Raw genomic sequence first — 26,263 nt, 5'->3', positions numbered from 1 at the left:
TTATAGAAATAATAAAAACACAATGAGACTTGCGATAATTATTGCAGCAACTTTTATGCAATTGAGCTTATATGCGCAATCTGAGAAAATGGAAAATGTACAGGGAAAGGATGATGCTCTCGAAAAATTGGAAGCAAGAAGAGCTGCATTTATTACAACCAGACTCAATTTGAGCACGGAAGAATCCACCAAATTCTGGCCCATCTACAATGAGTATTCCAGACAAAAATCAGACTTAAGAAAGTCAAAGAGAAATTATCGGAAGAATCAATCCAATAATAATCAAACAGATCCACGCAAAGAAATAGATGATCAACTAGCCTTTGATGAAAAAGAATTGGCAATAAAAAAAGCCTATTATGAAAAATTTGCAGCGGTATTGCCGGCTGCCAAATTGGCAAAATTAGAAGGGGCAGAAAGAGAATTTAACCAGGAGGTGTTAAAAAAACTCAGGGAAAGAAAGGAAAAATAAAACTTTATCTGTTGTAATAACCTCGAGAGACCAAAAATTAGAAATTAAGGCCCTAAATATATATACTAATAACTTAGAAATCTTTACTTTTTGGCAGGAGCAGCAGCCTCCGCTGTTTTCAAAGCCCTTGGGATTTCGATTGAAACGATCGGTGTCGCCGCAGGAGTCAGGATTTCAACTCCCTTTTCCGTACGGATATCCCTGATTCGCATGGTCTGTCCAAGATCCAAATTCGTTACATCAGCCTGCATTTCAGAAATCAAATTTTCTGGAACGGTCTTAATTTTAACCATTCTCATCCTTTGGATCAGTTTTCCCCCGGATTTGACACCTTGGGCCGCTCCTTTAAGACGAATAGGCAATTCCACTTTTACTGGAACAGAAGGAATTAATTGCAAAAAATCAATGTGAACAACTGCATCTGTCACAGGGTGCCATTGGATTTCCTTTAAGATGCACTTATAAGCTTTACCTTGAATGTCTATTTCCGCTACTTTAAAATCCGGACTAAAAACAAGATGTTTCAAATCGGCTGGATTCACACAAAATTGAACATGATCATCCTTGGAGTATAAAACGCAAGGAACCAAACCCTGGGCCCGGTACCGTTTAGCAGCCTCTTTGCCATTTTTGTCTCTCAAGAGGCCTTGAATGCGTACTGTTTCCATTACTTATTTCTTTTAATTTAACTTAAAGGAGCGCAAAGGTAAGAAATATTTTTTACCACAGTTGAAATTTAAACAACGAAATGTTAAAGTCTAGCGAAGAGAATTAATTTATGATAAAATAAATTAATATATAAATTATTATGGGCCTAACATTTATCCTTTATCCATAAACAAAGCGGTAATAGATCTGTGTTCATGTGTATTTCGGATGGCCCTTGCAAAAAGTTTGGAAGAGGACAGGACAGTTATTTTTGGAGAGCTCTTTAGCAATGGAATGGTATCAGAAACCACCAGTTCGTCCAAGGCAGAATTTGCGATGATGTCGTATGCCTTTCCAGACAAGACAGGATGGGTGCAAATGGCTTTTACCTTTGTAGCTCCTTTTGCGATCAATGCATCAGCGGCCTTTGATAAAGTTCCTGCGGTATCAACTATGTCATCAATCAAATAAACCTCTTTACCGGCAGGATCTCCGATAACTGTAATTCCTTCAACTTCATTGGCTTTTTTGCGATACTTGTCACAAATTACCAGGTCTTTTTGAAAATATTTGGCATAGGCTCTGGCTCTTTTGACTCCTCCTACATCCGCGCAGGCAAATATGGCATTTGTGAGATCTGTTTGTTCCAGAAAAGGCATAAAAATGGCCTCCGATTTGAGATGGTCCACCGGGATATCAAAGAACCCCTGAATCTGATCTGCGTGGAGATCCATGGTCATAATTCTGTGTGCACCAGCGGCCTGAATCAAATTTGCAATCAATTTGGAGGAAATGGGCACCCTTGGTTTGTCTTTGCGATCTTGTCTTGCATAGCCAAAGTAAGGTATGACAGCGGTAATGTAATCGGCGGAAGCCCTTTTGGCAGCATCAATCATCAGCAAAAGCTCCAGAAGATTATCAGCTGGAGAAAAGGTGGACTGAATAAAAAATGAAAAGGTACCTCTAACGGATTCGTTAATAACTGGTTGCATTTCGCCATCCGAAAATTTCTGGATGGTCATATTGCCTAAAGATTCTCCATAGTGGTCAGCAATCTGACTGGCTAGATACCTGGATTGAGTTCCCGAAAATAGTTTAACATCCACCATAGTTTTGAAATAGAAGTTCAAAGGTAGTAATTTTGCTTTATTACAAATTAGCTATTCATACAATATGCAACGCATACCTGGTCTATTTGTCATGCATTCTGAAATATCAGGAAGGGGAGTTTTTACTGCTGCAAAAATTAATTCAGGTGATCTCATTGAAGTTTGCCCAGTCATTGTCATCCCTGAGAACGAGGTGGATGTCATTCATCAGACCGAACTTCACGATTATTATTTTGTTTGGGGGAAATTTGATCAGGAAGCGGCAATTGCTTTGGGTTTTGGTTCGATTTACAATCATTCGTATCAACCGAATGCAGAATTTGTCTACGATGAAGAAAACGGAAATATTGATTTTTATGCCATTGAAGATATTCTGCCCGGAATTGAAATTACAGTAAACTACCATGGTGATCCCAACTGCACCGATGAATTGTGGTTTGATACAACCGGCAAACGAATCAGGAGAATTCGTTTGCCTTCTACCTTGTAAAAATTATCGTGAGGATATTTTTTGCAGCATTCTGTAAGTTTGTACATCGTTGCAAATTACTTTTATAAGATAAGTTCCGTCGAGGAGATGACTTATGTCGAATTTTTGATATTCATTTTTCTGATCATATTCCATCTTAAATATTGGAACGTTTTGGCCATACAGGTTCATTATTTCCACTAGAAAACCTTTTTCTGAATCACATGGATAATGTAGATAGAGTTCATTGTGTGCCGGATTTGGGTAAATTACAATGTCATTATGGTCAGTATCCTTATTGGTAATTGAGTAGAAATTATTGGAATCATCAACATTGCCATCCCATTTTTCGATTTGTTCTTTTTCAAGTTTTATCCAATTGGGATTGAAAACTCCCCCTCCAAGATTTGAAATGGTGTCACAAGATAATCCTGAAATTGGAATACTGGTAAATGGTCCAAATTGTTCAGATAAATCAGAATCTATTTTTTGATCAGTTCCTTGTTGGAATTTTGTAACAACAAATCCGGAAAGTGCATGAGCCCGAATGTAGTAGGCGCCAGGTTTTACGCAAAACCTATAGTTTCCATCATGGAAAACAGGTTCTTTCCCGTCATAAGCTGTCCGAGTTGTCGTGATTACTTTTTTGGTCGATAGATCATGTAGGTATATGGTCAATCCATTGATTCCACTTTCATTGGCTTGTCTAATCCCGTCCTTGTTGTTGTCATAAAATATTGCACCTGATATTTGCATACACTGATACAATCCAAGATCCCAACTTAGATCTTCGTCTCCGGCATTGAGTGTAATCATTCTGGTGGTCCCATTGCCAAAAGTTCCGTCCAGGTCAGAATCTAATTCATGATTACTACCTGACAGGGCCGAAGTAACTATCCACGGCGAGGGAACAATAAATCGAACATAGTAATTACCTGGAGGTAAATCTTCAAATAAATACTTTCCATTTGAATTGGTACTGGTTGATTTGATGAAGGATTTATTGGGCAAAGAAAATAATTGAACCACAATCCCTTTGATTGCTTCTTCCCCAAAATCCATGATTCCATTTGCATTTTTGTCATGCCAAACCATATCACCGAGTTTTGCTCTGCCGAAAACTCCTGCAACATCGTGATCATCTTCGTCTTGATTGACCGCATTACCACCCTGATCCTTCACATTATCCCAGGGATGACTGGGGATTACTTCTTGCTCTCGTGCAGTATTGGATCCGGGATAACTATCTGCGTCCAAATGGGCAATTTCCTGATGAATGGTATCCCAAACCCTGAGAATTTCTGCATAGTTGAATAAATCAGAAACCTGATTCACTTGGCCTATTTTTAATCGAAGATATACTGAATCAGATTGACCTGGTAACAAGGTATTTTGAAAGGTATATTCCATATTGTTTTGTAGGTTATAAGCCCATCCTGGAAATTGATTGGTTGGAAATTCAAATGCATGATTTATATAATCAATTACTGTGATTCTGCTACTGGGTATGTTTCCTTGGTTGTATACAACCATCTTAAAAAGTACAGTATCACCAACTGCAACAGAATATGGAGTAAGTATTTCTTTGATTAGTGCAAAATCAACCAAAGGAACAAAGCTTGGATCATGGTCATCTTCGTCCTGAATTCCATCCTGATCAGAATCAAAGCCATCGTCTGTAATATGGTTGTCAGTAGCTGACTCCACTTCACCTCCAATATCATTGAAAGGATCCTCATCAAAAAATGAATCAATATCTCTGGTGTAAATTAAACCTGAATAATCTTTGGCAGATTTAATCTCAGAATAATTGGTCAATTCCATTCCACCAGAATATTTGGAGTGCACCCTTAATCGGATGGACAATTCAATACTGTCACCTGATTCTAAAATTCCAGACCAAATATAGTATGCTTTTCTGTTGACCGGATTGTAATTCCAATTAGCCTGTAATACAAATTCCAAGCCCTCTGGAAGATAATCGACAATTTCTATCTCACTTGCAGCAATTAAACCCTGGTTGAAGATGGTAATTTTAAATTCGATTTCCTGACCGTATTTCACCGGTGTATTTGTCAGTAAGGTTTTGCGCAAAGCCAAATCAAATATTTCTGGTACGGCGGGGTCATGGTCATCCTCTACACCAGCTGCACCATTCCTCAAGGTGTTATTGTCATCCAATCCACCCGGAATAACTGTTCTCTCTTCATCACTGTCTGAGCTTTCTTCACTGTCCAAATCAAACCCTGTTCGATCGTTGCCTCTAATGTCCGAGGAACTTTTTATTTCAGCATAATTAATGTAATCGTCCAAAGGCCTTTTGCCTTTATTTAGTTTCAAAAACAATGAAATCGATGCACTATCACCAGGATTTATTTTGCTTTGAAGAAAATATTCTAAGAACTTGCCATTCTGTACCCAACCCGGATTTAAACTTTGGTCAAATTGATAGGCCAAAGTAAGGTAGTCTAGAATGCCCACACTACCGACCGTATCTGTCCCCTGATTGTGAATCGTAATGACAAATTCAAGATTTTGTTCTGGAAAATGGGGCGCAACAGATTTTAGATATTTAACGAGCGCAAGGTCCCAAACAAAAGGTACAGCAGGGTCGTGATCGTCTTCATCTGTGATTCCATCAAGATTATAATCCAGTCCATCATCGTTGATATGATCATCAGAATCTGATTTGACATAACCTCCGGCATCATTTCCTTTTATTGAATCAGGCTTGCTGTCCAGATCATTTTGTACAAAATAAATCAAGTGAAAATATTTGATGTAGGAATGTTGTATTTCTGCTTCGTTTATCCATTTTGAAGGATGATCTGTCTGAATAAAAGTCAGATAAATAAAAATTTCAGCGCTATCACCTGGAACAATTTCTTGGGTATGGGTGTAAATTGCTTTATCTCCATGGTAGGACCATCCAGGATTGATTGAAGGTTCAAACTGGTATCCTTTTGGTATATAATCCACAATATCTACTTTGCTGGATGCCACATTACCTTGGTTGTATATCGATATTTTAAAGTTGAGAATGTCATTGTATCTATAAGGTGGCGGAGTCACCAATACTTTTCTTAGTGCAAGGTCAAAAAATGAAGTTGTGGCAACGTCGTGGTCATCCTCATCTTCATGAATTCTAAATTTTCTTTTTCCTGCAATCTGATCATCATCCGGTCCATTGGGTGTTGGTTGATTGTCATTGTATTTATCAGCATCTGGCGACGAGTCCACATCTACTGTTTGTTTAAGTTCGATGGATAGGAAGGAGCCAATTTCAGAGGCATTGATGTCAAATGGTTTATCTTGAATAAACGAGCTTGTCTGAAGAATGAGGTCAATGTTCAAGGAATCACCCGGAGCCAATTCACTTATCTCAAAGCTGAGGGTGCTGTCATTGGTTTTTACCCAACCCGGATTGTTGTTGGGATCAAAGACATAAGCCAAAGTCAAATAATCTAAAATTTGAATTTTCTTTGCGATTTGATTTCCTTGATTGAAAACCGTTATCCTAAATGCAGCATTGGATCCTTTATTGACAGGATTGATGTTGAGACTAATTTTTCGGAGTGCCAAATCATAATAATCAAACTGAGAGCAAACGGTATCTCTCTGATCTGGTATACCATCAGAATTGTAATCCAATAGGGATTCATTGAATAAGCCATTCTCAGGGATGTATTGGTCTCCAAAATATTGACAGTCATTGAACACTTGATCTCCCGGACTTGAATCGCTTAAATCGAGCATTAAATGGACTTGTAGGAGAATAGTATCAACCTTTGAGCCATCGAGAGATTTTTGGGAAACCAATTGCCATCCAGAAGAAGGAAGAATATTACCAATGGTTTGCTCTGGTTCAGAATTGATGGTATATTTTGCATCCAATATTACAATGTCGTCATCAAATTGAGGCTTATCCCACAAAGAATATTGGGTCGATTTGCCACCTTCATTGGCCACCAATATTTGATAAGTCAAAGTCTGGGTACCGTCAGAATGGTAATTTGAACCAGAAATTGATTTTGTATGGATGATTTGGGAAAGATCACCGCAAATGCTGTCTCTTCTTTCAGGACGAAGGTCATTGGTGAGATCCAACATCGCAACATTAAAAAGACCCTCACCAGTTCTTGGAATCAACGGATTTGTCCATCCACAAGTTCTGTAGCTATTATTACCCAAACTAGAAGGGTTCAAATCCAATTCACCATGGATCGTTAATAGAAATGTATCTGATCCCAATGGATTAAGGGATCTATTTTGTGCAATTATCCATCCAATCAAGGGCACATTATTGGGTAATAGGATTTCCATTCCAAAACTAGTTTTCAGTTCGGCACTGGTAATGCTAATATCATCATCCCATCCCGGTCTGTCAATTAAGTTATAGCTGCCCGATATACCACCATTATTCTTTACAATTATTCTGTATAGAATTTCGTGTTGATTTTTTTCTGTTTGATTTGTGCTTAAAATTTCTTTGTCCAATGTTAAAATGGCCAATTCTGCACAAACGGTGTCGATTAAGTCATTAGATCCGTCGGCTCCAAGATCCAATAAAGCTCTGTTAAACAAACCCTCTCCTGAAGAAGGCAGATTTCCTAACGCAGTGCCACATGGCGTATAGATTCCATCTCCTTGAGAATTCTGGCTTAATTCTGCGCGTACATTAAATGTAATAGAAATTGTGTGTGTCGTTCCCGGTTGGATTAACTGATTGCTGACCAAAGTCCATGGTCCGGTTCCTAAAAGTGCGGCACCCCCTTTGCCTGGAATGTTGGTGGTGTAAAAGCTTGAATTGATAATCAAATCATTGTCGAATTCAGGATCATCAATGAGATTATAAAAACCAACATCATCTCCTTCGTTGTGTACAGTTATTCTATATCTGACGATGTAACTTGCATCTGATTGAACTTCAGTTGAAATTAAACTTTTTTCCAACTTGATCTGTGGCGCCGGACAGCTGCTAATTGCAGTTATAACAGAATCCTGACAGGTTGGATTATCCACGTCTCGAATGATAATTTTGTAGATTGATTGCCCATCTGCTTTGAAGGGTCGATTAATGGAAGTACCCACCACATCGCCACTTCCATAAGGAATGGTTTTCATAACATCGCCATTAAAGACCACTTCAAACTGGTTGGATAAACCAGGATCAGGATTGTCCACTTGCAGAAAAACTGCAAACCAATCATCTGTCAAATCATACAATGTACCATTGTTATTGCATTCGGTTTGGAATTGATTTGTTACTTTTATGCCACAACATTCAATCATAGTGATGGTGTAACCACAATGTTGTCTGATGGTATCGCCCAATGAATCGATCGCGATAAAATAATAAGTTTCCACACTGTCTTCCAATCCTGCAGTAGTACTTAAGATGGGTAAATTTTGTAACTTACTGATGACAGTTCCCGAACTCGAGATGTACCAACAATAAAATTGAAAGCCATCGGGTGCAGAAAGTTCAATAATATTTTCTCGATTGGTGCAAATCTGATAATTGTTCTCACAGCAGGGTGCGGGTTGATCAAAAGCATTGGGGATTTCTAATCGAATGGTGGTATCATTTACATAGTATATTTGCAGAGTCACATCTTCAATCCCATTGGTTGGAATATTTTTAAAGGTATATTGAATGGTTCCCATTGATTTACCGGGTACTCTCCTTTTTTCACCAGTGGATAAGACCACCATTAAGTCTCCAACAGGTCCATTCATGACATCGACTGTGATGTCCAGATCAAAACTTCCCAGTTGACCGTTGCAAGGAGAAATATTAATACGTGGATTGGACACTTCTCCATGCATCTGTGGATTAAATCCAAAATCAATGCTGTGGTTATTATGACCAAAAAGCCCTGATTTTAATTGGGTTTCGATGTGTATACCATTTTGTAATCCGTTGTTGTCAATTTCATGGAGTAAAGGATTTATACCTGGTGCTGTGGTAGCTAATAAATTAACTAATCCGATTTGAGAGGAATAGTCTGGAATTCTGACCGTGTAAGTTTCATTTTCAGTCAATTCATTGATTCCATAGATAAAAGAATTTGGAAATGGGTTATCTGCGGGAGGAGGCGCATTTGAAAAAATGTATTGACCCAAAGAGTTGGTGGTTGCAAGACCAATGACTGTTCCATTGTGTAATAACTCCAATGTGATGTCTGGAAGAGGGGGCTCAATTGGATCCTGAATACCATCACCATTTAAGTCTCTCCACACATAATTGCCAATTTCCAAAGGTGCAGGAGTGGATCTTAATTTTAAATCGCCAAGGGCATTGGATTTTCCAATGTAAAGGGTAAAATCTGCCGGAATGATCTGGAATCTTTTTTCCCACGAACCATACCGATTATCCAATTGAACGACACCGTTGGTATATGAATCATATACATCTGTTGAGGTGCTGATGATCAACTGAGAACCTGGACAATGGGCCAGACCTCCAGCCAAACTTTCTGGTTCAATATTTGCCAAGGCATGGTCAACAGCCACGTCCCCATGATAGTATTCTCCTCCGCCCGGGCCAAAACCAGTATTGCGCCCCGCAGTTTGACGGATTCCATCGGACGCATTGTGCTCTAATTCAAATTTTCCAGTATTCCTATTCAGACTGGCTCTTAATAAATCACCCAGCGATAAAACGGAATAGGTGCCTGTACCTGAAGTACTCATTTGATTTACTCCGGTCTGTAAACTCAAACGATCCATCACACCCAAAATCATAAAATCATCTCCGTCAAATTCAATATCAGATAAAATGGGTTGGGGTTTTTGAAAGAACTCCGCGGGTGCTTGTGGCCACATGGGATCCCATACATCGACCCATGGAAAAAATCGGGGATTGTCTGGAATAATTTCATAATCAAATGAGAAATCTAGTACCGTTGTGAAAGATTTATTGATGGGATCAAATTCCTGAACATTTGCAATCAAGTCTGATGAATTCCCACCTATTCCCGATGCATCACAAACACCACCAATGTACAGTTTGCCTCTTCTCTGCCTAATTGCCCATGGCCGGAATTGACCATTTTGACAATTGAGCTGAGGTATTGCGAAACTGTCCACATCAATGAGGGACGGCATTCTGAACGGTTGATCTATAAATATTGAATATAATTTTTTAGTATGTAATCCAACGATATACAATGTTTTTCCATCTTCGCTTATTTCCATGCCACCGTAGGAAATTTTACCCACGGAGCTAAATGCAAGTGAATCAGCAGATATGGGCGGAAAAGTTTGTGGTAAATGTCTGTCGGCATTATTGGGAAATAAACCGCTGGGGACACCAATTGAATTCAAATCCAAAGATCCTATAACAGTATTTGTTTGGCCATCAATAAAATAAAGTCCGCCCGGACCTTGTGGTCCCATTCCGGCATGTCTTTTTAAAACGGCCGAGGTAATAATTGTATTGGTTTGTTTTTGGTAGGCCAATCCCCAACAGGATCCAATTTCTTTTGCAGTAGACAATTTATCGAGATTATCTGCCATTCCTCCCTGCATTTGAGGGACTATGGAATTAAAATCTTTTCCTCCATTGGAAGCATTCCAGGAAACAAAAGCTTCAAGGTCTTTAAAGTCAGAATTGGGATGCAGTGGATCCCCAATGACATAACATGGGGTCATAATTTTGGCATCGCGGCAATAATCTTCCGGATAATTGATTCCATAAATTATAAATGTTGGATCTTCATGGATAAATCTTACAGAAGAGGCGGTACCGGCATTATTGATTGGACCAGAAAAGTCCATTGTTTTTATTGGGAAAAACTCAATTCTATACGAGGGGCCTGCTAAAGTTTGAAAATTGAAATATCCAAGACTGTCAGATGAGGTTTGCAGTACATTTCCAAAACGGTCAGTTAATTTAACTATCATGCCTTGCTCTCCCGGCTCAAAATATAAATCTGTGGAATCCCTTAAGCCATTCAGATTATAGTCTCTGAAAACCAAACCAGAGACCTGAGCTTGACAAATCATCAATCCCATTAGATTGACGAAAAAACACAATAGCGATTTCATAAGCAGCGTGTGAGTATAGCAGACTACTGCAAATTACGTGCCAATCATATTAAGATTATATTATTAATATATAATCTTGTATTATAATGAATTATAAATATTAATGGTTGAAAATCATGATATTGCCCATTCTAAAACAGGTTCTGCATCTGGGTTCATATTTGTCTTTTTCACCCAAAATAATGGTGTCTTTTTCTTTGCTGAACCTGTAGGAATGTGTGGCAAGGTTGCCACAGTGTGGACAAATGGCATGTACTTTCGTAATGTATTCAGCAACAGCGAGCAAGGATGGCATAGGACCAAAGGGTTCTCCTTTAAAATCCATGTCCAATCCTGCAACAATCACTCTAATTCCATTTTCAGCCAGCTCCTGACAATATTTGGGTAGATCTAAATCAAAAAACTGGGCTTCGTCGATTCCAACGACCTGTATCTCAGGAGCCAAATTCAGAATTTCATGGGAATGCCCGATGGGTTTGGAAAGCATTGCATTTTCATCGTGTGAAACCACCTCCTGTTCATCATATCGCGTATCGTTGCTATGTTTAAAGATTTCTACTTTTTGATTGGCAATTCTGGCTCTTTTAAGTCTGCGGATCAATTCTTCTGTTTTCCCACTGAACATGGAACCGCAAATGACTTCAATCCATCCACTTCTTTGGCTTTTAAATCCTGGTTCTAAAAACATGGCGGGCCAAATATCCGAAAACTTTATGTATAAATGTATTGTTTTCACCCAATTGGATACAAGAAGTCCTACCTTTGTCCCGTTATATCAAGTTCTCTTGAGGTCTTGAATTTCAGATTAATAAATAAAATATGGATTTTCAATCAATTAGGAAACTCATTCGCAAATTCGAACAGATTCTCGAACTATATGCCGACCACGAAGAATTGAGTTCAAGCGAAAGAGATCTGATGCTAGATTATGTCAGAAGAATTTATCAGCAAATTCAGTTATTAAAAACAGCACCGGAAGACCTTTCAGCCATTCATAATTTTGAGGCGAAATTGCAGTCTTCTGAATCGCTGGTTGAAAACAATAAGCGTTCTGTTTCACCTCCTCAACACTTAAATTCTGAAAATAATTCAATCCTGACAGCTCATCCGAAAGTTGAAACTATAAATGAAACAGGGTCCAATGAAAATTCTGAAACTGACTTATTGGAAAAGTACAAGCATCTTTTTGACTGCCTGAAGATTTCGGATTTATCTGAAAAACTTGAGTTAATCCCAATAAAGGATTTGAAATCAGGAATTGGACTCAATGAGAGAATTTTGGCTCAGAATGAGCTTTTTGCGGGTGATAAAGAATTTTTCAATCGGACATTGACAGAGTTGGATGGATGCGGAGACCTCCAAAATGCAAAAATGTATTTGGTCAAAAATGTAATTCCCACATTTCAATGGGACAGGCCGGAAAAGGAGAAATTCGTTGATTCATTTTTGAAGTTGATTCAACGTCGATTTTTAAATTAACATTGGAATGAATCACAAAGATAGATTAATCACCTCCGTGATCATTTCAGGTGGTTTTTGTCTTGCTCTGATATTGATTCATTTGTATTACAACCTCTTCACAGCGAATAAATTTATCTGGTCCATCTATCCAAGGGACTTTGGGCATTGGTATGGTATGTTTACAGGTCATTTTATACATGCATCCTGGGAGCATTTATTGGGTAATGTGAGTCCACTTTTGGTGACTTTAGTGGTTTTGTTTTTTTTTTATAGAAGTATTTCCTGGTTTGTTTTTATTATGATTTGGTTTTGTACCGGATTTGCTGTATTTATGTTTGCAAGGGACTCTGCACACCTTGGTGCCAGTGGTTTGGTGTATGGTTTGATTTCATTTATTTTCTTTAGTGGATTCTTTAGAAGAAATATTCGTTCTGTGGCATTAATGATTATAGTCACAATCATGTACGGTGGTTACACCGCTGGTTTTTTGCCAATGGATGAACGGGTATCCTGGGAAAGTCATTTATTGGGAGCATTTGCCGGTCTTTGGGCTGCTTTTGTTTTTAGGGACTTTAGGGAACATGGTGAAGAAGAATATATTCGAAAGCGGAAAACAGAGGATGTTCCCAGAGAATATTTTTTTTCCCGGGATGTATTCGATAAAACTTTAACACAAAGAAGGAAAGAGGCAGAGGAAGCCAATTCCAACTATCTCAAGGACGATGACTTTACAAACATTGCCTAAAGTATTCTGGCATTACTCCAATTTCCAATTAAAGTGGATGGAAGGGTATTCTTTTTTCAATTGCTCGATATTGATTTTAAGCTCATCCAGAAATTTGGAATGTGAAGGTGTGGCCGGATGTATTGGTCTGTGATTGAGTTGATCATTTATTTTTTGAATTCTTAAAATGAATGACCTTGTTTCAACGGTCATACATCCATTTATAAAATAATTCATGATGTATTTTATGGATTGATCACTTGGGTGCACCAGATCGCTTTTACAAAATCTGTAATCCCTCAAATCATCCATGAATATTTCATAAGCAGGAAAATAATAAATTTGATCAAATTCTTCCTTTATTCTGTGTGCAGTTTCCAGTAAAATGGCTTTACTTCTGTTGTTCTCCACAAATCCATCCTTCAGGTATCTTACCGGACTTACACTTAATATTATTTTAAGTTTGTTGTTTAATCTATTTAGCGTTGAAATAGCTCTCTGAAACATTGGAAGGACTTCTTCAAGATTGGTTCTTTTTTTTTGGAAGAATGAAGCCGGGATTTTATGGCAATTTGAAACAGTTTGTTCGCTATCTTTCCAACTGTAATAGTGAGCAGACCCCAAGGTTATGATCAGAAAATCAGCGTCCAAGATCCAATCGCGTGCTTCAGAAATTTTTTGATTGAGGTTTCTGAGCATGGATTCCGCATCCGCTTCTGAATATGATCCATGGTGAGACAATGAGTGGTACAATCCGTCGTGATGGATCAAATCCTTTCTGGTAATTTGTTCATTGTTACATATTTTATGTACATGGTCCATTAGACTGATTGGGTTAAAGGCAATACCAAAAGGACTGAATAGAATATTAAAATGCAATTGATGCAGATTGTGATATAATTCGTTTGCAAAACAAGATCCCATGCACCATATTTTGCTTCGATGGTCGATTTTAAAGGGGGCCTCAAATTCTGGAAAAATGGTTCTGAATGACTGCGACATTATAATTTTTTGTTAAAACGATCGTCTACTTAAGTTTTGGACAGAATAGTCCATAGTATTTGGTATTTTTGTGTAAAGTTAAATTTAATTTTTCTTTCAAAGTATTGAAAAAGACCATAGGTTTAGTTATTATTTGCACCTTTTATTTTTCTTTGATTTCAGCCCAGTCTGAAATTAATTATTGGCCCATTTTAGCAAAAGTCACTTACAAGAAGGAGTATGATGAGCTTTTAGGAATTAAAGTAGATAAACCAATTTTTAGTCCAGAATTAAAAGCACTGGAAGGAAAACCCATTAAGATAAAAGGATACATCATTCCTACAGATGGCTACAAGAGCCATAAGGAATTTGTTTTTTCGGCATTTCCATACAGCAGTTGTTTTTTTTGTGGAGCTGCTGGGCCAGAGACAGTTCTTGAGGTCATGGCTCGCCAACCCATCCCGTATACTTCTGAACCCATAGAAATTAAAGGAAAGTTGAAATTGAACAACAAAGACATCAATCGCCTTATGTATCTATTAACTGATGTTGAGCAAATTAAGCAATAAGACTTTTATTTCAACAAATTGATGTTTCCTTTTTTTGTAAATTTTGGTCGATCCGGACACCAGACTTCGAGATAGTATCCATACACATCAGGACTTAGCTTTTCACCATTGTAAGTTCCATCCCAGCCATGCTTTATATTAAAAGTCTCAAATACTTTTTCACCCCATCGATTGTAAATAACCAAATGGATTTGTAAAAGGGTTTGATTGGAAAGAACGTAGAGCACATCATTTTTTTGATCCTCATTTGGTGAAAACGCATTGGGAATAAATACATCCGTAGAATCGCAAACGGTGCCAATGACAAAAATATCCACTCCAAGTTCATGCGGGCAGTCAAGACTATCTATAATCGTGACCGTGTATCTTGTATTTTGGTCCGGGCTTACTTCAATGCAAGGGCAATCCGGACAAACCAAACCAGCTGCGGGAGACCATTTATAAGATTTCCCCCCCGAAGCGCATAAAATGACCTTGGACCTGGCTAATATCGTAGTATCCCTTGAAATTGTAAAATTGAAATCTCCATGTAATGGAAATAAACAAAATGTATCTAGGATCGGACATCCTTTTTCATCTTCATAGCTCAAATAAACTTCCATACTATCTGTAAGTGTGAAATTCTGATTTGGCGCGTTTGGATTAGTAATTCCTGATCCTGACCAAATAAAATTTTTCTGATTGTTAGCAGAAAGACTGACCATTTCACCAGGACATACGGTATGAATGGTTTTGGTTCCGTTCTGTTTCGGGAAAACTAAAATATGGTATTCATACGTATTTTGACACAATGAATCTAAGAACTCCGTCAAAACATATTTAAATTGCACAATGCTGTCGGATGGGTTGTTCAATTTGATGAATTGTGAGGAGCAACTATCGCAAGAAAAATCTGCGGAAAACCATTTGTATTTATATTCCGGGATATCGTTTACACCGATGGTCATTTGAACGCCTGTACAGATGCTGTCATAATAGACCTGATGAATACCAGAGCTAATTTGAAAGGCCAGGGTGTCAAGTCCACAGATACAGGTATTTTCAGATACAGCTAGTAAATAACTGCAAGAAATTAAAGTTAGTAAATCAAGCTCCAATTCAAAACTATGGATGCCGTTTCTAGCAAGCTCCTGTTTTGGAATACAAATTGTTGTCAGCACTGAATCCTCATGATTCCAATTGGAATTAGCATCCTTGTCGCCAATCAGGTAAAAGCAGATTTTATCATCCTCAATTTTATCAAAATGGAGAACCTCAATTTCAAATTTCAATTTTGTTTTATGGGGGTCTGTTCCCGGACTGATTTCAAAACCATGGATATTAATTTCTGGTAGATCCCTTTTCAGTTCCAAACTGGTACTTCCTGTTTGTATGAATACATTGCAATGCGTTTGGTCAGCCTGGCAAAAAAGACTTGTTTGGAAGTAAGAAAAAGCATCTATTCCAGTTTGGGTACAATAGATAGACCTGATCCCGGTTATTTTTATAGAAAAACGAATGGCCTGACCGGCCTGTCCAAGTTGACCAAGTCCAAATTTTAAAATAGAATAGTTGGATGAATCAATGATCAGTGCTTCCTGAATATTGTGATTGCTCAGGTTGATGATGGAGCCTGAGATGTATTCCAGAAAAGAAGGAATTCTGATTACTAGCGTATCTCTGATATCTGGCTTATAGGCAGGAATTAGTTGAACAAGGATTTCACTGGTATCGGCACATAGACTTTTTACATTTTCTGAAAGTTGTATGCTTAATTCTTTGTTCGTTTCTGCACCTTCTATTTTTATAGTAGGGCCTGTCTTGGTGATGGTATTTTGAATGATCCCGCAGGTGTTCTTTCCACTGGTCATTGCGTTGATCGAACCATTTATCATTAAATCACAGTTGGTGAACGCAGATAGTTTGAATAGTATGGTATTTTCCGGGTCTGAAAACACCCCTTTCAGTCCATTTTGTTTTAAGACAGGATCCAGATCCTCTATATTCCACCTGTAAATGTTTATTCCTATCAAAGTCGGATTGGGAAGCGGTCTGTACGGACTCCCAGCAGGATAACTAAAATACAAACTACCAGGCAACCAGGAAATTCCTGATGGTAACTCCATATCAAGATAAACCTCCCTGGCGGTTCCACGGTCTGCATTGTATAGTCGGACAAGGATCTCCGGAAGCGTATCGCACAATTTATTGAGGGAGGATTCCTGCATCAGATCCAACTCCAGTTCAGGGTCTTCAGGGAGGATGTAAACACTGAAAGTATCTAAATTGCATTTATTGATTTCAGCTTGCTCACTGTCATCACATACCCAAAGACTGCTTATATAAATGGTATCCTGATCACAACTCAGAATATCGGCAAGAAAATCGATGGAGTAGGCAGTCAGAGCTTTAAAACTTCCAATCCTGAATCTTTTATCGGAAATTTGTACTATTGGAATGTCCGGATTAACTTTTAGTTGTAATGATTGGATGGAATTTCTGACAGACCATATATCAAAATAAAAATATCCTGAACCGGATTGTGCACCAAGGTTGAGAGTCCACTGGATGTTATTCCCAAAAGCAAAAATGGTTTTTGTGGATTGGCTGACAAACTGATTGGCATTTTGAATTTGAATGCTGGAATTAATGGTAGAGACATGTGAGTTGTAAAAAGTATTAAAGAATTGATCAATAAAAAACAATCCATGATTGGGTCCACTGTAAAATACGCTTGTTGTGATATTGCCTGAGGCTTCAAGGCAATTTTCAAGAATCGCCAGTGGTGTGATCCTAAGCTCATAGCTTTCATCAAATATATAAGGCTGAAGTTCAGATTCTGAAAGGTAAAATAATGTTGGTGATAAGGATCGAACCGGAATGGTATCAAGTCGGTAGAGAACCGTCCCTGTATCACTTTGATAATAAAGAGCGAGTTCAATTCCAATGTATCTTAAACCGCTCAAACCCGTCAGATAAATTGAATCAATTTTGACGAGAGGTCTGTATTCGTGGGTAAAAAAATTGTTTGTGTTTGGATTGAGTCTGATTATTTGCGTAGAAAGTCTTACCTGATCCGCACAGATATACTGGACAGGGCTTGGTGGAATGCGTAAAAGACCAACAGAGGTCAATAGAACTGTGTCCACATCTACCAAACAGGAATAGAGGTATTCAGAAGGAATCTGTCTTGAATTCAATGCCATTCTTTTGATGACTGGAAGCGCCGCTATTCTCTGATTCGTAAATGAACTGATTCTTGCCTCGAATCTACAATAAATGCTATCTCCCTGCTCGAATACAAAATTTGGCGGAAAGTCGGACTTATATTTAATGATTTCTTCAGGCACAATTGGAATTTTAAATCCTTTGCCCAAGGGATTCGTCTGGATAATGGGTTTTGCACAGTTGGCAAGCGGATTGATGGAGCTAAAAGTATCCAGAACAGGATATTCGAGGGAATATTTGATCCCGGAACTTTTATCAACGATATCAATATAGGATGTAGCGTATGAATAGCTTAATTCCGAAGTCATCACGATGGTGAGCGAGTCGTACTGTAGGTTCTCATTGTCGATGGCAACAGTGCCGGCAAACTCAACGACGATCGTATCTCCGGTAACAAAATTTTTTAGTTTGGCTTGAGTTAAATCATTGGATCCAGTGTTTTCAAATCGATCATTGTCAAAATCAGATGTACCCATATTTTTCCTAAAGAGGCTATCTTCAAATAAAATGTAGGCAGGGATGGAATCTGTAGTTTGTGATCTGTTGATGCAAGCCAATTCAAAACCAGGATCACTTAATGAATTGGCACCACATTTGTAAATGGTATTTTCACAACTAAGATTAACCTGTGCGCATATTTTAACCAACATATCTGCTCTGATATCCTGTTCTCTGGGACAACTGCTCAATAATTTAATTTCAGCAGCTTCTATGGAATCAAGACAGAAGTGTTCGCAATTAAGTTTTAACGGAAACTGAAAAGTAAAATCTTTTGGAAAAGGAGGTAAATATTCTAAATCAACAATGATCGGATATGAAAAATCAATATTCCTGACGATGGCATTTTTTCCAAGCAATAAGAAGGAGGTATCAATCAACTCAAAAGGGCAGGGGATCGTATACCGAATACTGAGATTTCTATTGCTTATGGCTTCATTAAAACCAATGCTGGAAATCGCATCGTAGATTTTTTGATCCATCAACGGACTTTCCACTGGGCTCAATCTTAGGCCAATTCTGGCGGAACTGGCTTTAGAAAAATTGTTGATAGCACGCTCATTGCCGCTCCTTGTACTGTTTGGAACGCAAACCGAATTATAGCTAAATGAATAAAAATATGGAAAATTGGTGGCGATTTCCGGTTGGATTGATTTACAGGTCACATAATCGAATAAGATCCTGATCTGTCCGGATGGATTCAGGTTAGCCAGCGTTATTTTTACCTCATGAAATGCACTGTCAAATAAACAATAGGTTCCTGTCACCTGGTTGATGTAATCGATGGAAATAATTTGACCCTGACCAACAATTCTAAAACTATTTTTCAAGAAAGCAACATCAAAACTAGAAAGTGCTGTACTAGCTTTGAAACTGACCATTAGATTTTCAGCCACGGCACCGCCATTGTTATAAATCACAAATTCCTGGGTGGCTCCATCAGGATCGCAAATGCATTCAGGAAACTTTGGTTTTGGGTCAAAGTCCAATAAAGCCTGACTTGACGGCAAAGTAAAATCAATTTGAGACGCCTCAAGGTAGCTTTGACAAATGTTAGAATCACATCCCCAGAAAACCCTGAATTTTGAATTGATAAGCTCATTGAGACAGGTTTTATGATTGATCATTTCTGTAATCACGATCGATTCTCCCTCTTCAAAAAGGGAATCACGGTCACCAATATTTAATAGGTGCTCAGCTTTAATTTCTAATCTCAGACTGGTATCATTCTGAACAAGGGTGGTTCCGGAGTTAGATAAGATTTCTAGAGGATCGTGTACATCTTCAAAATAGAAACTGCTCACAGGGCCAAGCCGGGAATTGGTAATTGTTATCTGTCGTGTAAATTGAGAACCCGCTTCTTTTCTGATAGAAGGAACATTTGAAATTACCAAAAAACCAGTATTGATGCTGTAGCTTACCCCTATGATGGAGTCTTGGCCAAAGTTGTATTCAGCGATCCATTGATTATTAAAAAGAAGTCCCATATTGACCAGATCGTACAGCTGGCACTGTGCCTGGAGAATCATAGAGATCTCAATGCTGGTACCTGGATTAATTGATGAAATCATAAACTCAGGTGTATGAAGGGTATTTAGGTTGAATTCAGACGCAAGACTCACCGTCCCCGGAACATATTCCAAACCCGAAGGAAAAAAAGCTTTAAGTCTGATATCATTTAGCTGGTTTGGAGAATTGTTTTTTAGGGAAAGCCTGATGCGATTTTCTCTGCACAAACTGAAGTTTAATGTACCTGTTTCTTCAATTTCCAGGAATTGACAGATTCCTGAATTTATTGAAAAAACTAAGCTTAGGATCAGAGAAAGATACTTCATGGATGGTAAAATAGGCTATTGTTAGGTAAAAATAAGGTTTTTTGCTCAGTAGACCCCCAAATCCAATAAATAGCTGCCTTATTTTCTGATAAAAGTCCAAAGAAGGAGAAAGACAGCAGCAAACTTGATGATTATAAACATCCAAAGTTCTATAAAGCTTGTGGTGATTTTGTGAATCGGTTCACTCCAGTAACAAAATAATGGAAAATATTTTATTTCTATTTCTGCCGGTTTGACCAATGGTCCCTGACATCTTTGGTCAGGATGAATGGATTCGTCCAGTGCAGCTACATAACCATCATACCTCTGCCTGTAATGGTTCTTGCCAAGATCATATTCGTACCAATAAATGCGGTCCGGATTGCATATATGCTCTGTAATCTGAGCGCGGTGCGATTTGGCAAACAACTGGAGAGAAATGGTTCTGAATGGGTCTTCAACTCTGAATAATGGCAATACAAAGAAACAAATCAACAAAAACAGGATTCCAAATTTTAAACCATACCACATGCCTGCTGCTTTAGACTCAAAGATACCCAATTATACATCTCTGGAAATATTAAATCCTGAATGGATGCTGATCATTGGATCCCTGCAGCAATGTTTTAAAACATTGCAGGAATAATATTTTTATTTCAATGTGATTTTAGTTTTAATTTTATGCGATGCTTGTCGCCGCGTTTAAGAAAATTGTCCTGTTTTACAAACACCTTAAAATATGGCAAAAGCTATTGTTTTTTTTTAGCCTGATTATTGCTCTGCATTGGGTATATATGATCCTCTTGATCTGGCTTATGCCACCCATTACAACAACCCAGATTGGAAGCCTGTTGGCAGGGAGGGGTTTGAAACGGGACTACATATCAGCCTCCCGAATCAGTAAAATGGCTCCGCTGGCTGTGATGGCTGCAGAAGATCAATTGTTTCTCGAGCATTCTGGTTTTGATTTTGAAAGTATTGAGAAAGCTTTGGAATACAATAAAAAGAGCAAGAAAAAGAAAAGAGGGGCATCTACCATTAGCCAACAAGTCGCAAAGAATGTTTTCCTTTGGCAGGGTCGTAGCTGGTTTAGAAAGGGTCTTGAGGTGTATTTTACATTTATGATCGAATGTCTTTGGACCAAGAAAAGGATCATGGAGGTTTATCTGAATACAGTTGAAATGGGATCCGGGATATTTGGAATCGAAGCAGCCAGCCAGACCTTTTTTAAAAAGCCTGCCATCAAAATGGGGCGTGAGGAAGCAGCCAGAATTGGAGCGAGCTTACCAAACCCGATCCGCTACAAAGTAGCCCCGCCATCTTCCTGGGTTTTGTTAAGGACTCCATGGGTATTGCGCCAGATGGAGCAGATAGAGTCGGATAAAAAAGTGCAGGTTTTACTGGATCATTTCGGATTTTCGAAAAGGTAAAAGGATGGACTAAGCCAAACTATTTCCGGTAGATATTTTCTAACTGTAATCCGCTCAGAAACCAAACCATCCGCTCAAATAATAGGTCATTTACTAAATCGCATAATGTACCCCAGGTGCCTGAGTCTAGCTTTGCATTATCAAATGATACGGTGATAAAATGATATTTCAAATTTTCATTCATGGAGGAACTAAATTCTTTACATCAAAGTCCCTTAGTTATCCCAAGTCAATTGAAATCTTATGCTTTCTATATAGTACAAGATATTAATAATGGTCAACTTTAATTAAAAAATAACTAACTTACAAAATACAATGATGATGAATCAAAAATTACTTTCAACCGTTATTTTTACACTATGGTCGGTATCCCTTTTTGCGCAAGTTATACCATTTGATCGGAATTCTGAGGAAGGAATTGATGGTATACCTCAATATTTTGGTGAGGATAGACCCTACAAGTTCCCGTCATTTCACACAAGAATGAATACAAGATCAGAACAGGATAGAATGAAGTTGACTGGGCGTTCACCCTTGATCAAATTAATGGATTCAGTAGAGTTTTATGATCTGGATGCATCTGCAAATGAAATTCTGAAATCTAAGTACACTATAAAATATGACTCAGAAGGCAAATATATTTATAATTTTGGGTTTAGATACAATGCCGATGGTTCCATCCTTCCCAGATATCAGACCAATTATACTTATGATTCCAAAGCTCAGTTGTCAGAATACATTTATGATAACTGGGATGATGCTATAAAGGACTGGGTACATAGCACAAAGGTGGAATTGGAATACAATGCTGAGGGACTATATTCAGTTATAAGAAATTACCGGTATGAGAGTAATGAATTTGTATCCTCCAGTTTGTGGGTGTATCACTACAATACCGATAAGCGCTTGGTTTTATTTGAGCAGTTTCAATTTGATCCGACTGTTAAAGAATTCATACCAAGTTCAATTACAGAATATACATATGATAGTTTAGGGAATAAGATCCGCGAGGAAGATTCTTATTGGGACGCCAATACAAACTCTTTTGTTTTGGCTTGGCTTTTGGAGGACGTCTATCAGGGTATACTTTTGATTGAACGGTACAAGAAGTACTGGAATAAGCAGAATTCTACCTGGAAACCACATTTGAAGTTCGAATATGAGTATAATGCCGCAGGATATAACACCATTACAAGCAGTTTTTTGTTTGTTGAGAACAGGATGGAATTTGTGCCTTCCACCAGATATATATATACAAGAGATACAGAACATGATGTTGTTTTGTATTTCACCGAAAACTGGGATGGAAATTCGAATAAGTATGTGCCCTATACCTTGAGAAAAAATTATTATTCCATTCATAACCTGATCTCGGAATCCTCATCTTTAAGTCATGACAGTGAAGAAATTTCTTTTTTGCCCAATCCGGCTCATGATTACATTATAGTTGATTTGCCAGAAGATGATTTTATTCAATCGAACAGCATTCGACTAATCGATGTGCATGGTAGAATCGTTTCTGTATGGAAGAATGTTGGTTCCTCAAACAATAGACTTGATTTGCAAAATATGAGTTCCGGATTGTATATGCTTTCAGTGGAGAGCAAAAAGGGCATAAAATCTGTGAAACTGGTGATTGATTAGGCTCTGATGAATTCAACTATTGGGTTCATTTATCTCAATAGAAATTGTTCGAGACTTTTTTAGAATCTCCCTTTGCATTTCAACATCCCTTCATTTCTTTCTGAATGGCACGGGAAGACAAACAAGTATGAATCTGTTTTTATTTGCTCGTCAGTTATTGCAAAAAATGAAGTATTTCGGAATAGCCATGCATCCCAAAAAATTCATTCCGGTGAGTTTAGCTTTATAAACCATTTTTTCAAACTCTGGATTGGATTCAATTTTACCAATCGATCTGGCCCTTCTCTTTTATGAACCAAAAAGTGAAGGGCTTTCTTCTCGACGTAATGGTGTAGCGGTAGCAGGATCGCAATAATGATCACCTTGATAGAAAATAATTTCCATGGGACTTCATGGGTGATCTGATGGATTTGTTTGTCCAACTTTATAATTAGGAATTCAAAAAGAAAGATAAAACTTAAGAATCCAAGACTTCGGATGAGCCAGACCGGCATCTTGTACTGGACCATCAGCATCAATCCAAGGAAAACCAATACGATGAAAATTGCAATAAGGTCATATTGGGTTTGGTGATGGTGTAATTGTTGTGTTAATTTCTTTTTTCTTGATTCGTCAAGAATTTTTTCCTGATAATCTGACTCCAATTTGAATATTTCTTCATCATGGGTGTGCAATAGGATTTCATTGTTAATTTTGTTGAAGTTTTCCAAATGTTGAAATCCCTCTTTGTAGTTTCCGACTGATTTGTAAAAACCAATCAAGGCGGACAATGATGATAAAATATAACTATTTATTCTACTTAAGTTGGCATGTGACAATGAAGCCTTGTAATAGAATTCAGCTTTTTTGCTATTCCCATATGAGGAAAGAAAATCAGCGTATTTTTTAAAAGCGATGCTAATAAATCCGTTTTGGAATATTGTAGTTGTCGTGTAAGGAATGAATTTAGAATAATAATATTGTGCTGAATCTTTATGATTTTGAGATTGAAAATAGTAAGCATTTAGCCTATAATAATTTAGAGTATCTTCTGATTTAAGTCTTTGATATTCTTCTGGGTATTGATTTTTAAGGGTTAACAATAAAAGTTCGTATTTGCCATAATCTAGAAAGGATGTTCTTAAGAAAGCCATGGCGAAATTAAATAGTCTTCGAAATCCATTCTGACTTGCAAAATGAGTAATTTCGGTCAATGCAGAAATATCATATTCGCCATTATTTTTAAGAGAAATTAGGTCCAAGAGTTCCAGCCTATTGTGAAAATAAGTAAGGGAGTCGAAAGTATTTTGATCTTTTAATATGTCATTCAATTCATTTTTATATAAAATACTTTTGTCTAAAATATTCATATCCAAATAGAAATCGGATATTTCCTTGTTGGTAATGAATTTAAGTTCAATATTGTCCGATTGGTAAGCCAAAAATAAAGCCCCCAAGAATTGATGCAGAGCCTCATTGGGACTTTTATTGAGATGGAATGCTTTTCCCATCAGGGTAAGTGAGACACATTGTTTTTCGAGTGAGTTGATTTCTTTTGCTAAATTATAGGAAAGTGTTGCAAAATTGACGGCTTCATTTTCGTTATTGGAATAACAGTGGTATTCAGCAAGAGATTTTGATAATATCCATTTCAGTTCTTTTGATTTTTCGCTGGATAGTAAATTCTTTGCAATTTCCAGTATTTTAGTAAATTGAGGAGATTGGTTTTGAATCAAATCTGTAAAAGAAAATATTTCAGCAATTATTTGGCAGGATTTCTCAGTATTTTGATTTGTGACCTCTTTTAACAAGCATTCGTATAGAATACCCTCTGCTAGAATGAGATCATTTTTGTTATGGTAAGCTTGGTGGCCAGATGGATAGCACGATGAGCTAATGTACTTTCTATTTCCTGAAATCAGGAGATGAGAATCCTGCTTTTTTAACTGGGCTTCTAAAGTATTTTGAAAAATAGCAATGATTCCAAGAGACCATAATAAACTAAACAAATAGTTGCGGAACATCTTGCAAATATAAAATGATATGTTATATTTGCTTCAAAATCACAATTTAAATTCAAAACAAAATGAAAACTGAAAATCTTATTTATGCACTGGGTGGTCTGATATTAGGCCTTGTATTGTCTTATTTTTTAATCTGTAAGCCGGATCATGATTCATCCTCAGATTTCACAATAAATGATTGCTGTGAAAAATTTAAGGACTCAATCATCTGTACCAATGAAGGCATTGGAATTGTCAATACTAAACTTGGGATAGATTCTGCAAGAGCTTATTTTATGAGGTATGTAAATGTAGGGGGAGCGGGTACTAATGCCGTTGGATACACCATTCCAACGAACGTTTTGTTGCAAGCCTACCAGAGTGCCACCAATAATTCATACCCGGCGGTCCGGTTTTATCCAGGTATTGATCATAAAAACAATAAAATTGGCATGTTTATCGGTTTGGAGTTGACCGACAATGAATTTAAAGAGGATTCAAAACATATATATCAATTGGTCTATTCATCTGATACAAATTCTATGGTGGGTCCTTGTCCACGATGGTGTCAGATGACAAAAAGAGAAATTAGCCAAAATTAATAACAAAAAGCCCATCCACATTGTCATGCGGATGGGCTTTCATAATCCCTTTATTAACTAAAAACTCTTGTTATCCTTTTGGATTGAGGATATTACCTCCATTCTTTGGAACAGTCTCCTCGTCGTCTGAAGATACGTTGCCTTTAAGGTACAAGGTCAATTCCTCATCACCTTCATTGGTCTGGATCTTCACCGTTTTATTGATGGGTCCCGGGCGTTGGGTGTCGTAGCGAATTTCAATCACACCGGCTTCACCTGGCATTACAGGTTCTTTCGGCCAAGTAGGTACGGTACATCCACAGGATCCTCTGGCATTTTTAATGATCAAAGGCTCGGTGCCCTTGTTGGTAAAACTCACTTTACGAACAGGCTCAGATCCTTTTTTAATCTCTCCGTAATCTACGGAAGTGTTTTCGAAGACCATTTTTGGCCCGCCACTGGATTTTTGAGGGGTGGTAGCTGGGGCTGAATTCTGGGCAGAAAGTGCAACATTACCCATAAGGGCAATCAACAGGAGAAAAAGATTTTTCATGTGAAAATGTTTTTTTTAATTTTAAGATACAAAAATAAAACAATATAACAACATTTAGACTCTTCTTAG

Annotated in this window: 17 protein-coding genes; 8 read left to right on the top strand and 9 right to left on the bottom strand. The window is 37.7% G+C overall.

The features are described from left to right. Window positions 1-22 precede the first annotated feature (22 nt). Window positions 23-472 carry a hypothetical protein gene (locus tag IPM48_01235; GenBank protein ID MBK9270195.1) on the top strand — a complete coding sequence of 150 codons (450 nt, stop codon included), beginning with the start codon at window positions 23-25 and terminating at the stop codon, window positions 470-472. A gap of 83 nt (window positions 473-555) precedes the next feature. Here the strand turns inward: IPM48_01235 and IPM48_01230 are convergent, their stop codons facing one another. Further along, on the bottom strand, window positions 556-1,140 hold the full coding sequence (locus tag IPM48_01230; protein MBK9270194.1) for a 50S ribosomal protein L25: 585 nt from the start codon (window positions 1,138-1,140) through the stop codon (window positions 556-558). Window positions 1,141-1,293: 153 nt separating this feature from the next. Beyond that, entirely contained in the window at window positions 1,294-2,229 is a 936-nt protein-coding gene (locus tag IPM48_01225) for a ribose-phosphate pyrophosphokinase (protein MBK9270193.1), read from the bottom strand. 64 nt (window positions 2,230-2,293) lie between these two features. Between IPM48_01225 and IPM48_01220 the strand changes: the two genes are divergently transcribed. Then, a complete protein-coding gene (locus IPM48_01220) occupies window positions 2,294-2,719 on the top strand; it encodes an SET domain-containing protein-lysine N-methyltransferase (GenBank protein MBK9270192.1) in 426 nt (141 codons plus the stop codon). Between the two features lie 3 nt (window positions 2,720-2,722). Here the strand turns inward: IPM48_01220 and IPM48_01215 are convergent, their stop codons facing one another. Beyond that, a complete protein-coding gene (locus tag IPM48_01215; GenBank protein ID MBK9270191.1) occupies window positions 2,723-10,750 on the bottom strand; it encodes a DUF11 domain-containing protein in 8,028 nt (2,675 codons plus the stop codon). A 100-nt stretch (window positions 10,751-10,850) separates the two neighbouring features. After that, window positions 10,851-11,438: a thymidine kinase gene (locus IPM48_01210; GenBank protein MBK9270190.1), complete on the bottom strand. Its 588-nt coding sequence runs from the start codon at window positions 11,436-11,438 to the stop codon at window positions 10,851-10,853. A gap of 131 nt (window positions 11,439-11,569) precedes the next feature. Here IPM48_01210 and IPM48_01205 point away from each other — a divergent pair, with 131 nt between their 5' ends. Further along, window positions 11,570-12,229, top strand: a complete 660-nt coding sequence (locus tag IPM48_01205; protein ID MBK9270189.1) for a hypothetical protein — start codon at window positions 11,570-11,572, stop codon at window positions 12,227-12,229. 7 nt (window positions 12,230-12,236) lie between these two features. Beyond that, a complete protein-coding gene (locus IPM48_01200; protein ID MBK9270188.1) occupies window positions 12,237-12,956 on the top strand; it encodes a rhomboid family intramembrane serine protease in 720 nt (239 codons plus the stop codon). A 12-nt stretch (window positions 12,957-12,968) separates the two neighbouring features. On the opposite strand, the gene IPM48_01195 is transcribed toward IPM48_01200, so the two are convergent. Continuing rightward, window positions 12,969-13,937, bottom strand: coding sequence for a GSCFA domain-containing protein (locus IPM48_01195; GenBank protein MBK9270187.1), 969 nt, complete (start codon window positions 13,935-13,937; stop codon window positions 12,969-12,971). 116 nt (window positions 13,938-14,053) lie between these two features. On the opposite strand from IPM48_01195, the gene IPM48_01190 reads away from it, so the two are divergent. Beyond that, window positions 14,054-14,485, top strand: a complete 432-nt coding sequence (locus IPM48_01190; GenBank protein MBK9270186.1) for a hypothetical protein — start codon at window positions 14,054-14,056, stop codon at window positions 14,483-14,485. Window positions 14,486-14,490: 5 nt separating this feature from the next. Here the strand turns inward: IPM48_01190 and IPM48_01185 are convergent, their stop codons facing one another. Together IPM48_01185 and IPM48_01180 are read right to left on the bottom strand one after the other, a co-directional pair. Beyond that, window positions 14,491-20,025, bottom strand: coding sequence for a gliding motility-associated C-terminal domain-containing protein (locus IPM48_01185; GenBank protein ID MBK9270185.1), 5,535 nt, complete (start codon window positions 20,023-20,025; stop codon window positions 14,491-14,493). A gap of 78 nt (window positions 20,026-20,103) precedes the next feature. Continuing rightward, complete coding sequence (locus IPM48_01180; protein MBK9270184.1) at window positions 20,104-20,535, bottom strand: hypothetical protein; 432 nt, start codon at window positions 20,533-20,535, stop codon at window positions 20,104-20,106. A 155-nt stretch (window positions 20,536-20,690) separates the two neighbouring features. Here IPM48_01180 and mtgA point away from each other — a divergent pair, with 155 nt between their 5' ends. Beyond that, window positions 20,691-21,434, top strand: a complete 744-nt coding sequence (gene mtgA / locus IPM48_01175; protein MBK9270183.1) for a monofunctional biosynthetic peptidoglycan transglycosylase — start codon at window positions 20,691-20,693, stop codon at window positions 21,432-21,434. A gap of 321 nt (window positions 21,435-21,755) precedes the next feature. Further along, the gene (locus IPM48_01170; GenBank protein ID MBK9270182.1) at window positions 21,756-23,078 is read left to right on the top strand and encodes a T9SS type A sorting domain-containing protein; all 1,323 of its coding nucleotides are present in this window, start codon (window positions 21,756-21,758) and stop codon (window positions 23,076-23,078) included. A gap of 203 nt (window positions 23,079-23,281) precedes the next feature. On the opposite strand, the gene IPM48_01165 is transcribed toward IPM48_01170, so the two are convergent. Next, a complete protein-coding gene (locus IPM48_01165; GenBank protein MBK9270181.1) occupies window positions 23,282-25,081 on the bottom strand; it encodes a hypothetical protein in 1,800 nt (599 codons plus the stop codon). 62 nt (window positions 25,082-25,143) lie between these two features. Between IPM48_01165 and IPM48_01160 the strand changes: the two genes are divergently transcribed. Further along, window positions 25,144-25,662, top strand: coding sequence for a hypothetical protein (locus IPM48_01160; protein MBK9270180.1), 519 nt, complete (start codon window positions 25,144-25,146; stop codon window positions 25,660-25,662). A gap of 70 nt (window positions 25,663-25,732) precedes the next feature. Here IPM48_01160 and IPM48_01155 read toward each other — a convergent pair whose 3' ends face one another. Then, the gene (locus tag IPM48_01155) at window positions 25,733-26,161 is read right to left on the bottom strand and encodes a DUF1573 domain-containing protein (protein MBK9270179.1); all 429 of its coding nucleotides are present in this window, start codon (window positions 26,159-26,161) and stop codon (window positions 25,733-25,735) included. Between the last annotated feature and the right edge of the window lie 102 nt (window positions 26,162-26,263).

This window comes from Saprospiraceae bacterium, from assembly GCA_016715965.1.
Lineage (GTDB): Bacteria > Bacteroidota > Bacteroidia > Chitinophagales > Saprospiraceae > Vicinibacter.
This window is presented reverse-complemented; position numbering and strand designations above follow the sequence as displayed.

Coding starts and splice junctions, on each gene's coding strand:
- IPM48_01235 (MBK9270195.1), top strand. CDS start 23: ATGAGACTTGCGATAATTATTGCAGCAACTTTTATGCAATTGAGCTTA.
- IPM48_01230 (MBK9270194.1), bottom strand. CDS start 1,140: ATGGAAACAGTACGCATTCAAGGCCTCTTGAGAGACAAAAATGGCAAA.
- IPM48_01225 (MBK9270193.1), bottom strand. CDS start 2,229: ATGGTGGATGTTAAACTATTTTCGGGAACTCAATCCAGGTATCTAGCC.
- IPM48_01220 (MBK9270192.1), top strand. CDS start 2,294: ATGCAACGCATACCTGGTCTATTTGTCATGCATTCTGAAATATCAGGA.
- IPM48_01215 (MBK9270191.1), bottom strand. CDS start 10,750: ATGAAATCGCTATTGTGTTTTTTCGTCAATCTAATGGGATTGATGATT.
- IPM48_01210 (MBK9270190.1), bottom strand. CDS start 11,438: ATGTTTTTAGAACCAGGATTTAAAAGCCAAAGAAGTGGATGGATTGAA.
- IPM48_01205 (MBK9270189.1), top strand. CDS start 11,570: ATGGATTTTCAATCAATTAGGAAACTCATTCGCAAATTCGAACAGATT.
- IPM48_01200 (MBK9270188.1), top strand. CDS start 12,237: ATGAATCACAAAGATAGATTAATCACCTCCGTGATCATTTCAGGTGGT.
- IPM48_01195 (MBK9270187.1), bottom strand. CDS start 13,937: ATGTCGCAGTCATTCAGAACCATTTTTCCAGAATTTGAGGCCCCCTTT.
- IPM48_01185 (MBK9270185.1), bottom strand. CDS start 20,025: ATGAAGTATCTTTCTCTGATCCTAAGCTTAGTTTTTTCAATAAATTCA.
- IPM48_01180 (MBK9270184.1), bottom strand. CDS start 20,535: ATGTGGTATGGTTTAAAATTTGGAATCCTGTTTTTGTTGATTTGTTTC.
- mtgA (MBK9270183.1), top strand. CDS start 20,691: ATGCTTGTCGCCGCGTTTAAGAAAATTGTCCTGTTTTACAAACACCTT.
- IPM48_01170 (MBK9270182.1), top strand. CDS start 21,756: ATGAATCAAAAATTACTTTCAACCGTTATTTTTACACTATGGTCGGTA.
- IPM48_01165 (MBK9270181.1), bottom strand. CDS start 25,081: ATGTTCCGCAACTATTTGTTTAGTTTATTATGGTCTCTTGGAATCATT.
- IPM48_01160 (MBK9270180.1), top strand. CDS start 25,144: ATGAAAACTGAAAATCTTATTTATGCACTGGGTGGTCTGATATTAGGC.
- IPM48_01155 (MBK9270179.1), bottom strand. CDS start 26,161: ATGGGTAATGTTGCACTTTCTGCCCAGAATTCAGCCCCAGCTACCACC.